At 57.9% G+C, this 11621-nt stretch carries 11 protein-coding genes; 6 read left to right on the top strand and 5 right to left on the bottom strand.

Annotation, left to right across the window (positions count from 1 at the left end; genetic code table 11):
• Positions 1 to 94: 94 nt before the first annotated feature.
• Entirely contained in the window at positions 95 to 355 is a 261-nt protein-coding gene (locus COMA2_RS01975; protein ID WP_090894153.1) for a DUF2024 family protein, read from the bottom strand.
• A 12-nt stretch (positions 356 to 367) separates the two neighbouring features.
• A complete protein-coding gene (locus COMA2_RS01970; protein WP_090894151.1) occupies positions 368 to 1243 on the bottom strand; it encodes an undecaprenyl-diphosphate phosphatase in 876 nt (291 codons plus the stop codon).
• A 280-nt stretch (positions 1244 to 1523) separates the two neighbouring features.
• Between COMA2_RS01970 and COMA2_RS01965 the strand changes: the two genes are divergently transcribed.
• The gene (locus tag COMA2_RS01965; protein ID WP_090894150.1) at positions 1524 to 2210 is read left to right on the top strand and encodes a hypothetical protein; all 687 of its coding nucleotides are present in this window, start codon (positions 1524 to 1526) and stop codon (positions 2208 to 2210) included.
• A 101-nt stretch (positions 2211 to 2311) separates the two neighbouring features.
• Here COMA2_RS01965 and COMA2_RS01960 read toward each other — a convergent pair whose 3' ends face one another.
• The 3 genes from COMA2_RS01960 to COMA2_RS01950 all read right to left on the bottom strand — a co-directional run bounded on the left by COMA2_RS01960 (position 2312) and on the right by COMA2_RS01950 (position 8688).
• On the bottom strand, positions 2312 to 3295 hold the full coding sequence (locus COMA2_RS01960; protein ID WP_090894148.1) for an amidohydrolase family protein: 984 nt from the start codon (positions 3293 to 3295) through the stop codon (positions 2312 to 2314).
• A gap of 81 nt (positions 3296 to 3376) precedes the next feature.
• Positions 3377 to 6832, bottom strand: coding sequence for an acyl-[ACP]--phospholipid O-acyltransferase (locus COMA2_RS01955; protein ID WP_090894147.1), 3456 nt, complete (start codon positions 6830 to 6832; stop codon positions 3377 to 3379).
• Positions 6833 to 6855: 23 nt separating this feature from the next.
• On the bottom strand, positions 6856 to 8688 hold the full coding sequence (locus COMA2_RS01950; RefSeq protein WP_090894146.1) for a MutS family DNA mismatch repair protein: 1833 nt from the start codon (positions 8686 to 8688) through the stop codon (positions 6856 to 6858).
• Between the two features lie 92 nt (positions 8689 to 8780).
• Between COMA2_RS01950 and COMA2_RS01945 the strand changes: the two genes are divergently transcribed.
• The 5 genes from COMA2_RS01945 to COMA2_RS01925 all read left to right on the top strand — a co-directional run bounded on the left by COMA2_RS01945 (position 8781) and on the right by COMA2_RS01925 (position 11611).
• Complete coding sequence (locus COMA2_RS01945) at positions 8781 to 9656, top strand: 50S ribosomal protein L11 methyltransferase (protein WP_090894144.1); 876 nt, start codon at positions 8781 to 8783, stop codon at positions 9654 to 9656.
• Between the two features lie 2 nt (positions 9657 to 9658).
• Entirely contained in the window at positions 9659 to 10138 is a 480-nt protein-coding gene (locus COMA2_RS01940) for an MOSC domain-containing protein (protein ID WP_090894143.1), read from the top strand.
• Between the two features lie 98 nt (positions 10139 to 10236).
• Entirely contained in the window at positions 10237 to 10899 is a 663-nt protein-coding gene (locus COMA2_RS01935; RefSeq protein ID WP_175304337.1) for a class I SAM-dependent methyltransferase, read from the top strand.
• A 41-nt stretch (positions 10900 to 10940) separates the two neighbouring features.
• A complete protein-coding gene (locus COMA2_RS01930) occupies positions 10941 to 11279 on the top strand; it encodes a hypothetical protein (protein WP_139076982.1) in 339 nt (112 codons plus the stop codon).
• A gap of 146 nt (positions 11280 to 11425) precedes the next feature.
• Positions 11426 to 11611 carry a hypothetical protein gene (locus COMA2_RS01925; protein ID WP_090894138.1) on the top strand — a complete coding sequence of 62 codons (186 nt, stop codon included), beginning with the start codon at positions 11426 to 11428 and terminating at the stop codon, positions 11609 to 11611.
• The last annotated feature ends 10 nt before the right edge of the window (positions 11612 to 11621 follow it).

Here is an 11621-nt window from a genome sequence, read left to right as displayed (position 1 = left end):
CAATAGTCACCAGTCATGTGGTGAGAACCGATGACTAATGACCGATGACTTTCGAGATACGGAATGCGAGCGACGAGCGGGGTGCGCGACTTCACTAGGCCGGCATTCGAACGATAAATCCGCCCTTTTCCTTGACCTGCTTCTGCTGCTCCGCCGAAAACATGACCAGCGGTTCGCTGTGACAGAATTGGCACTCTCTCGTGGTGATCGTCGCAGTCGGTTCCCCGATGCTCACCAGGTACTCTTTGGCAAGTTTGAGAGCGGTGGCTTCATCCGTCGTCATGACATCGAAGTGAATGCGACCGCTTTTGCCGTTGATCCAAGTGTCGTAGACGTGAATCGTATCCGAAGACATGCCCAGCTCCTTTCAGCGGACGACCAACATGACTACAATTCCGAGAATAATACGATAGTACGCGAAGACTCGCAAGGTATGCCGCTGGACATAGGTCAGAAAGGCGGCGATGACACCCCAAGCCACCAGGAATGAGATGAGCATGCCGAGGCCGAGCGCCATATAATCCTGATCGGTAAATGCACCTCGTGCTTTCCATGTTTCGTAGACTGTCGCGGCGATGATGGTCGGGAGCGCGAGAAAAAATGAATATTCCGTGGCCACCTTTCGGTCGAGTCCGGCGAGGAGGCCTCCGATGATCGTCGAGCCGGAGCGAGACATGCCGGGGATGAGGGAGGCACATTGTGCCAGCCCGATCCAGAAGGCATGAACCGCCGACACTTGATCCAGACTGTTGGCCTGACTGGTCCGCTTCGTCGCTTCCACGATGAGGATGATAATGCCGCCCAGGATCGAGGTTGAAGCCACCGTGAAGGGCGTGAACAAATGCGACTTGATCCATCCGTGAGCCAATAGGCCGAGTACGGCGGCGGGTAGAAAGGCGATCCCGATTCCCAGCAAGAACCATACGTTGGGATGGTTCCGCATGGAGCCCTTGACGCGGTCGGACCATGAGGCGGGAGGATGGTTTGCCGACAGTGCGCGCAAAGCCTTCTGTTCCTGCCAGGCTCCGGACAGAAGCCGTCCGATCTTCTCTCGTTCAAAGACGATGACGGCCAGAATCGCGCCCAGCTGGATGGAGATTTCCGCATTGGCCGCGACGTCACCGGTGAAGCCGAGGGCATGGCCTACCAGGATCAGGTGTCCCGTTGATGAGACGGGAAGAAACTCCGTGAGCCCTTCGACGATTCCCAGTATCACAGCGAGTGTTGGACCCCATTCGTTCATGCGTGCCCCATGTCAAATCGTACATGCGCGGTTTCAGCCATGACGGCCGTCTCTGATAAAATGTAGGGGGATGATCACAGAGCGACGACGATCCGTCAAGCGGCAGGTCGGTCGTCGCATGAGAATCACACCGATCTCTACAATGGTAAATGTATTGACAATATCTGGACGTTGGCATACACACAAGGAAGAAACCGTACGAACTACGGTGGCAGCCGGTGGGTAGAATGTTCCACATGATGCTCGGGCAAGCCGTAGGATTTGATGGAGGGAGGATCGCATGAGACGCGAGTGGACGGCGATGGTGTTGGTTGGGGCGGTGTTGGCCACGGGTTGTGTATCCAACAAAAAGTATCAGGATGCACTGGCCGAGGCGGACAACGTCAAGATGGAATTGGAGAAGGCTCGCCAACAGAAGAGTGCGATGGATCAGCAGGTCCGGACCCTCAAGGAACTGAACGTGAAGTTCGGGAATGAGGCGCAAGCGGCTCGCGATGAACTCCAGCGCATCGAGCACGGACGTGACGCGGAACGAGGCACGATCGAAGGACGAACCAAGGAACTCGAGGATAAAGTCAAGGCGTTGTCGGCGCAGAATAAAAATGTGCGGCAGGAATATCAGGATGTGAAACGCCACAATGATACGCTGAAATCATTGGTCGCCCGTTATCAAAAAGAGCTCAAGGATCGCTCCCATGCCGGGGCGTCGGCTCAAACCGCGACCGTGACTCCGAGTCCGGCTCCATCCGGAACCGCGACGGTTTCTCCGGTCGTTGCATCGGCGGCGATGAATATCAATAAGGTATCGGCAAGCGACCTGATTCTTTTCCTCGGGCTGAAGCAAGACGAAGCCGATCGGATCGTGAGCAATCGTCCTTATCGCGTGAAGGGCGAATTGGTGGCAAAAAACGTGGTTCCCAAAGAAACCTTCGACCTGATCAAGGATCGGATCTCCGTTAGTCCATAGATTTTCTCGGTCAGTTTCAGGGTGCCGGAAAGGGCCGTTCTCCAAAGGAGAACGGCTCTTTCGTTTGAGATAGCCAAACTACGGGCGTCAGTTCTGCACTTTCAACCGTGTGTGCTTCGGCCTGAAACAAATTCGCCGAACGATCGAAAATTCAGCTTCAAACCGTGACAGACCGCCACCTGTCGATCGAAGCGGTTCTTCGTGCGGATCATGTTCCACAATCTGCCGAGGCCCACGCGGCCCCAAGCGGGCATGTGAAAAACAGATAATGGATAATCGGTCCCAAAGAGGAGGCGAGAATGCAGCTCCGGATGATGTCTGAGATGGAGCAGCATTTTCATCCGGTGAGGCTGGGTCAGGGCTGAAATATCGGCGTAGAAGTGCGGATAACGCCTTGCGAGTTCCCGAAAGGTGGGCAGAAACTTCTCATACAGCATCAGGCCGTAGCTGCAGGCATGGGCCGCGATGACGGTCACTCCTTCGTCCAGCGCCAGGCGAAGCCGATCGGGATCGCCGAGGGATTGGTCTTTGCCGATCAGGCTGAATTCGTAGCCGACATGGCTGAGAAACGGCAACTTCCGCTGAGCCAGCGCACGGTAGAACGGTCTGTATTTCTCATCAGCCGGGTTGAACTGCTGGGCGTTCGGTAAGACTTTGATCAGGACAGCGCCGGCATCGGCGCAGCGGTGAACTTCATCAATGGCATCTTCACGCTGCGGATTGATCGAAGGGCCGGCAAGAAAGACATCAGGATAGGCTCGCACGGTCTTGAAGACGTAGTCGTTGCTGACGAGAAAGTCGGTGTGTTGCCGGTTGAGTAGGCCGGTCTGGTCGTAGAACCCGTCCATGCCGAGGAGCACCGCTTGAGAGACATGTCGTGAGGCGCGTAACTCCGTGAGGAGGTGATCGAGATATCGTTCATTCGCCTCCCGCGGCTTTATCGGTGAGAGATCTTGTTTCCATAGCAGGAAGCGAAAGAGCGGGCTTCCAAGGAGTTTCGGCGAGATGAAGCACCCGTTGTCGCCGTCCGGCAGTGCTGCGAGATGGACATGACAATCGATCAGGGATTTTCCAGTAGAAGCCATGGAAAGTTTCGAGTTTCAGGTTTCGAGTTTCTAGTTTCCAGCTTGAGACGAAGCACGAAAGTCGGAATTTGAAACCAGAAACTAGAAACTAGAAACGGTTTCATCCCCTTTGAGCTGTTCCATCGCAATCCGCTTCACGCCGCGCAGATCGAGCTTGCCGGTTCCAAGGACCGGTAATGCGTCGACCTTGATGAACTGGTGCTTTCCTGGAATGAAGAGATTGGGCAGGTCGCTCGCCGAGATCTTTTCCAGGATGTGTGGAATGCGGGATTCCTCCAGCGTATGGAGGACCGCGAGCCGCTCTCCCTTTTTCTCGTCGGGCAGACCGGTCACGGCAAAGACTTGCGTGTCGGATTCAGCGGCCTGTTGCAAGGCCTCTTCGACTTTGCCGTGGGGGACCATCTCGCCGCCGATCTTTGAAAAACGCGACAGCCGGTCGGTAATCGTCAGAAATCCGTCCTCATCCAGAGCGGCAATGTCACCGGTAATGTACCAGCCGTTCCGCATGACCTGCGCGGTGAGATCTTCACGCCCGAGATAGCCCTTCATCACATTCGGTCCCTTCACGAGCAACATGCCGGGCGTGCCGACCGGAAGCGGCGCGTAGCTGTCCGGATCGACAATCTGCACCGACACACCGGGAAGCGGCTGACCGACGGTGCCCCGTCGCGAGGCCGGTTGATAATAGCCGGCTGCGCGGAAGTCCGGGCAATTGACGGCAATGACAGGGGCGCATTCCGTGACTCCGTACCCTTCGATCGGTCCGACCCCGAACTTGTCTTCGATCGCCTGGGCGAGTCGCGCTTGTAGTTTTTCCGCGCCGGTGAGGATGACGCGCACCGAGCTGAATTGTTCCGGCGTACAGCGACGGGAATAGAGTTGCATGAACGTCGGCGTGGTGACGAGAAACGTGACGCGGTGTTTCCGGATGATGTCGCCGATCGCCGCTACGTCGAGCGGCGAAGGATGAAAGATCATGGCGGCGTTATTGGACATCACGAACCAAAACACCATGTAGCCGAATGAGTGGAAGAAGGGCAGGATGCCGAGGACGCGCTCGTCCTGATAGAGGTGAAGCACCTGCGTGGCGCCTTGGCTGTTCATGTCGATACTGAAGTGCGACAGCATGATCCCCTTCGGCTCTCCGGTGCTGCCGCTGCTGAAGATGATGGTCGCCAGACTGTCGGGCGTGAGGGGAATTGTTTGGCCGCACAGTCGTTCGATGATGCGGCATGGAGCGAACAGGGCCAGCAGGGCAGCCGCTAGTTTTTGTCCCCTGCCGATGGTCTTGGCGACGTCCTCAAGCCAGATGACCGACGGTCCGTCCGGCAGCTCGAGTTTGGCTTTTTCGATGAAGGTACGGCTGGTCACGATCGTGCGCAGACCGGCTAGATGTACCGCGGCCTCTAGGCCGGATTTCCCGACCGTGTAGTTCAAATTCACGATGGTTTTGCCGCAGAGAGGCGCGGCGACATTGACTAAGGCAGCGGCCACGGTCGGAGGCAGCAGGACGCCCACCCGTTCTTGGTCTCGCCAATGGGGCCGAAGCGTCCTCGCGAGGACGATTGATCCGATCAGGGCTTGCAAGGATGAGACGTGGGGGCGATTCTGATCGGCCATGGCTAAGCGGAAGGGAGAGCGACGCATCGATGAAATAAATTGACGATGGAGGGGCCGACGACGTGGTTTCCTGAGTTGCCAGGCCGCTTCGCCGAGGTTACGAATGTTCTCGCGAAGCTCATGCGCCGTGGTGTCCGGCGGCAGCGGCGCTCCGAATGAGACGGTCACGGGATAGGGGAGGCGCTCCGGCATCTTCCAGAGAAATCGCCCACGATTGAAGCTGAAGATGCTGCCCCACACACGATCGAGATGAACCGGGATGATGGGGGCGGTCCGTCCTTTCATGATCCGTTCGAAACCTCGTCGAAACGGCAACAGTGTGCCGGTGCGCGTGATCTGGCCTTCGGGGAAAATGCAGACCAGTTCTCCTTTGTCGATGGCTGCGCCGGCATCGCGGAGCGCCCGTAAGACCACGCGCAAGCCCCCGTGCGAGGAAATGGGGATGACACCGAGCGCCTTCATGAAAGGTTTGAAGATCGGCTGGTCGACATACTGCGCGTCGACGACAAACCGCACGGGACGATCTACGCTGGCGATCAGAAGAAAACCGTCGATAAAGGAGACGTGATTGGGGACGAGGAGCGCGCCGCCGGATAGCGGCACATGAGCTTCGCCGACGATGCGGAGACGATACAGGGTATTGGTGAGGACGACCAGCGCCAAGCGAAGAAATGTATCGGGTAACAGCCAGAGGGCCCAGGCGATACCAGCCAGGGTCATGACGGCGGCAGCCAAGAAAATACCGGTCGTCGAGACACCGACATTGGCGAGGGACCCACCGGCCAACGACCCCAGCAAGATGCCGGTGAAGACACAGGTGTTGGAAAACGAAATGACGGCGCCGCGCCGATCGGACGGGGATTTCCATTGGAGAATGGCGTTCAATGGAACAAAGATGAACGAACTGGAAATGCCCAGGGCCACCATGATGAGAAATGTTCCGGACAACGGCGGTGTGAGGACGCCGAGGGTGAGCAAGGTGACACACACGCCCATAGCGCCCAAGGGAATCAGCCCGTACTCCACTCGGTTCCTCGAAATCCGCCCGACCAGGATCGCGCCGATGCCGATCCCCACCGATAACACCGTCAGCGGAAGGCCTGACATCGCATCGGACAGATGCAAGACGGCCTTTGCATAGACGAGTAGGTTTTGACCGAACAGGCTGGCCACCGTCCAGAAGAGGATTTCCATGGGAATGGCCATGCGCAGCATCCGTTCGGACTGAATGGCGGCCCACGCGCCTTGAATGGTGGCTCCCACGCCTCCAGCGTGGCGGGCTGCCGACACCGGTGGAATGCCGAAGGCGGTTGCGAGGCCGACGACGGAGAGTCCGGTCAAGGTGAGCGGAGCGAGCCAGATGTGATCCCCGGCCATCTGCAGGAGAACGCCTCCGGCGGCGGTTCCGGTCAGGATCGCCGCGAAGGTCCACATCTCCAACAACCCGTTGCCCGCGGCGAGCCGTTCATGCGGGACCAATTCCGGAAGAATGCCGTACTTCGATGGGCTAAAGAGCGCGCTGTGCACACCCATGCCGCATAAGACGATCAACGGCAAGATTCCTCCGGCCGGATTCAACCAGAGGGCGGCGGTGCCGGCGGCCATGAGAAAGACTTCGACGGCTTTGATCGAAATGATGACGGTCCGCTTACTGACGCGATCGGCCAAGGTGCCTCCGACAAGAGACAGAAGCATCAGCGGCAGCGTGAAAACGACGAACGCCATGGCCGTTTGGGTCTGGGCGGCGGTCTCCAGCTCCGGGCCGGGCGCCAAGCCGACTGTGGCTTGCCGGATCGCGAGCAACGCGACCATCAGCTTCCAGGCGTTGTCGTTGAATGCCCCGCAGAATTGCGCGATCAAGAGGCCGCGAAGGGGGTGGGAACACGACTGTGTGTGTGAACCGGCTGAGATAGTCATCCGTAGTGGATATTGTGCCTGTTTTAAGCGGTTGTGGAAATAGGCAACCCTTCCAGTTCCATGATCCGCAGGGCGTTCGTCGTGGGGCAGGGGCCTGGTCTCAGCCGATAATCGAACTTGAGTGTGCCTGCGGCGACGGTTTCTTGAAAGTGGGCATTGGTCAAACCGGGGACGGCTTGCTCCAGATCCGCCAGCTCCAGATCATGGGTGCTCACAAGGCCGAAGCCGTGGCCTTGCGACAGCGCGGTGATGTAGGCACGGCTGCCGATGAGTCGCTCTCGATTATTGGTGCCCTTGAAGATCTCGTCGATCAGGAACAGCACGGGCGGCGCGGCGCGTTCCTTGGTGGCATCGAGAATGGTCTTGAGCCGTTTGACTTCAGCGTAGAAAAACGACAGGCCGGCGTCGAGCGAATCATCGACGCGAATGCAGCAAGCCAGCCGGGCCCAGGTCCACACAAACGACGGTGCGCAGACCGGCCCTCCGGCTTGCGCCAGACAGAGATTGATGCCGATCGTTCGCAGGAACGTGCTCTTGCCAGACATATTCGAGCCCGTGATCAGATGGATCGAGCCGAGCCCGGTTAGATCGACATCGTTTGCGATGCGGCTCTTCGTAGGGAGGAGTGGATGGCCGAGTTGAGTCGCATGCAGAACGGCTGCTGCGCCGTTCCGCTCACCGGTTGAGATGACGGGAGCCGGCCACCCGTAATCGGGATGGAGATAGGCAAAGGTCGCCAGGGCCGATGCCGCTTCGACTTCTGCCAGGCAGTCCAACCACTGAGGGAGAGCATTCTTGATCTCGCGCTGGATGTGAATCAGTTGTCGAGTGAACCACAGGTCCCATGGACACAACGCGTTGACGGCCAAATGGACAAGCGGGTGGGCCTTGATGCTGATCGCATGAAGCGTTCGCGCGGCCTGCTTGAGACGCAGGGTGGGACTGGCTCCACCTCTCAGATTCGCGCAGACCGAGGCGAGGGCGGTGCTTTGCCGCCGAGCCTGACGCTCGAGATAGCCCAGGACCACGGCGAGTCGTTCGGTCTCATGGTGCAGGCCGACCGCATGTTCCAGCAGCTCTTCTCCTTGATCGGTCATGAAGTAGATCAGCGCATAGGCGGCGAACGAGAACATCCAATACCCAGGGAGCTGACCGAACAACGTGGCCGATGCGAGACCGATCGTGGTGAAGGCTAAGAGGCTCTGGATGACCAGCAGCGTATTCAGGTTGGGCAGACCGACTGGGTGTTCAAGCACAGCGGCCAGCCGCTTGCCGTTGATTTCCTGTTCTCCCGTCAGTCTGGCCTCCAGGGTCACACGATCGCGAAATAAAGAGCGCGGCGCCAGTTCCTTCACCAACGACTGCCGTGTTTGCCACCGTGAAGGGGGAGGGGGTTGGTTCAATAGCCAGCTGTGCAAGCGCTCTCGGCCATGGTCCGACACGGTGGTGTCGAGGAGCTGCGCCAAGGAATGGGTTCCAAAGAGATCGAGGTCGATGGCGTAGGGATGAGAGGTCGGAGCTTCACCGGGTCTTGGCGGAATGGCCGTCCAGTCCAAGGCGATGCGTGCAAGGTGGGTCAGCTTGATCAGTTTCCAGTGCCGAAGCCGATGAATCCCGGTTTCCACCCTGGTATGATACGCGGCGACCGTGATGAAGATTGCGAGGAATATGCCGACGGATAGATTGCCGCTGTGATACCAATCGAGCTTGTAGAGGGTCACGGTGCCGACGAGGCCAACGAGGAAAATAGCCAGTCGCCAGCGCGTGAAGGTCGCGCTGACCTGGGCGCCTTGGGCGATCAGGCGATCTGTTCGCCGGACCGCCGTTTCGAGCCGGACTGTGCGGGAGCGTGCCATGACAAGCGACCTTACTGGGAACGGACGTGGGACGTCAAATCATGATTGGCCTCCGGCATGGCGGGGCGGGTGTTGCCGATCATGAGTGAGCCATGACGATGCCGAAGGACTGGGTTGATGTCTGTATCCAGGAACGCCTCGATGCCGGCGAGTTATTGAGCAGGCTCGATGATTCTGCCGTTCAAGGCGCCTGGGAAGATGAGGGCGTGGTTCATCTCTATTGGACGGAAGACCAATGGAATGACGAAAAGCTGGCGTCGGTGCGCTCGGTCCTTGCGGATCTCGCGCCGTCGAGCCTGGCGATCCCTCTCTCGGTGCAGCGAGTGCCGTCTCAAGACTGGAATGAAGCCTGGACTCGTTCGGTGAAGCCGCTTCGTATCGGCCGATTGATGATTCGCCCGAGCTGGGAGCCGGTTCTGTTGGGTTCACAGGACATCGAGATCGTGCTGGACCCGAAGCAAGCCTTCGGCACCGGCCACCATGCGACTACTCGTATGTTATTGGAGTGGTTGCAAGAAGACATTCGCGGTGGAGAGCAGGTCTTGGACGTGGGGACTGGGAGCGCGATCCTGGCGATGGCTGCGGTCAAGCTGGGCGCAGCCTCCGCCATCGGAGTCGAGATTGATTCTGTTGCGGTCGATTGTGCGAAGGAATATGTTGCCCAGAATAGGTTGAATGAGCAGATCGACATTATCGGCGGGACGTTGGCTGACCTGCCCCAGGAGAGGCGGCAGACGATCGATCTTGTGCTGGCCAATCTCGATCGGCAGACGGTTTTGGGCCTCGCCGACGATTTGGCCGCGCTGCGAGGGGCGAGCATCTTGGTTTCCGGCATTCTGATCGAGCAACAAACTGAGATCATGGATCGGTTGTCCGGTCTGGGTCTCGTGTGTTTGGAACGGCGTGAAGAAGAAGGCTGGGTGGCGCTGAAATTCATCCGGCCGGAATCCTGCGATGGAGAGATGTAGTGATGTCTAATCGGCTGCCTTATCCCTATGTGCATCAAATCAACGTGTCCGACGGCGGGGTTCCAAAGCTTCCCGTGTCGGAGGCGGCGGTGAGTGACAAAGGCGTAGCCGGCGATCGCCAGCGTAATCTGAAGTTCCATGGAGGGCCTGACCGCGCCGTCTGTGTGTATTCGCTTGAACTCATCGAACAACTTCAAGACGAAGGTCATCCCATCGATGCAGGATCGTCCGGCGAAAACTTGACGCTCGCCGGCTTGGACTGGGAATTGATTCGCCCAGGCGTGCGATTGACGATTGGTCCCGATGTCGAGCTCGAAGTGACCAGCTATACGACGCCCTGCGCCCACAACGGGCGATGGTTTCGGGATGAGGACTTTTCGCGTATGTCTCAGAAGCTCAATCCCGGTTGGAGTCGCGTCTATGCGAAAGTGTTGCGTGGCGGCGTGGTGCGGCCGGGCGACGCGGTGGTGGTGGAGCCGTGAAGCGTATCTCGTGAAGTGTGAAGCGCATGGCAAAAAGAGATTAGGCTCATCTTGTTTGCGAGATGCGAGATACGCTTCACGAACGACGAGGGACGAAAATGATGGATCGCATACTCGAACCGGAACTCATGGATGATCCGACGCAAGCCGAGGCCTACGCGCGGGCTGACTTTGCGGAAGAGAATCAAGGGTTCGTCGATCGATTCAAGGAATACTTTCCGGAGTTTTTGCAAGGAAAGGTGCTGGATCTCGGCTGCGGCCCTGCTGATATTCCGATTCGATTCGCCAACCTGTATCCAACCTGCCAGGTCATCGGCATCGATGCCTCGGCGCCGATGATTCAGTTGGGGGAGCAAGCGGTGAAGCAAGTGGGTCTGGCCGACCGCATCACATTACGATGTGAGCGATATGAAGAGGTCGCCGGCGCGAGAATCGTCGATGCTGCGATTTCCAATAGTCTGCTTCATCATCTTCCGAACCCGTTGCAGTTCTGGCAGAAGCTTCGTCAGTTGGTGAAACCCGGCGCGCCGGTGTTGGTGATGGATCTGCTCCGCCCCGACTCGCCGGAGGCGGCACAAGCCATTGTCGATCAATACGCGGCTCATGAGCCGGACATCTTGCGACGGGACTTCTACAATTCGCTGCTTGCGGCATTTACAGAAGATGAAATCGGGTCCCAGCTGGCCCGTATGAATCTGACACGATTGTTGATTGATATCCCTGATGATCGACATTGGGTGGTGGGCGGAATTATTTATTGAGTGGAGGCTGAAAAGGAAGTGAGATGCGAAGGATTATGTGCTTGAACACTATCTCAGGACGATTCCGTGATCACCTCACTGCATTCGCTCTATTAGCGTTGAGTGTCACAATCCCGGTTGGGTGCAACAATCGTGAGGCCATTCTCGTGATTGAGAAACCAACGGAAGTCCACAGCATGGACCAGGTCCCTCCTTCTCCTGACAATGCCGTTGCCGGCGTTCAGCCAGGTCACGTCATCGTCACGCTGACGGCAGGTGATACGGCAAGAACCGTTGGGGTCTATCAGGGCAAGGACTTTGACGCGTTCCAAGTCAAGCTGTCAGACGGCACCGAGGGGCTGATTCTTGCTGGGGATACCTTCAACGTCGTGTCGCGGTGAGATAAGTGACGAGGGGATGTTCACGACCGCTTATAACCGACTCCTTCATAGGTAGCGAGGTTAGATGAGGATGAGGAAGGCCATAGGAGTTCGTGAGCAGGGTGGGGCCGTGGTTGCTATGGTGTGGTTGGGAGTGGTGGGGATCGATGCAGCTGTTCATCGAGAAATGTGAACTGTTCGCACCAACCAAATACGGTCTGGTCGAGAGGGCGCTGGGCATGAGGGTTGTGAAGAACCGAGAAATCATCGCCAGATTTATCGGGGTGGTTCGCCACCGAGCGGATGATCACGCGTATTACAGTATCCCAGGTCGTCACACGGTCCATCCATAAAGAATGGGAT

The organism is Candidatus Nitrospira nitrificans (assembly GCF_001458775.1).
In the GTDB taxonomy this organism is placed as follows: Bacteria; Nitrospirota; Nitrospiria; order Nitrospirales; family Nitrospiraceae; genus Nitrospira_D; species Nitrospira_D nitrificans.
This window is presented reverse-complemented; position numbering and strand designations above follow the sequence as displayed.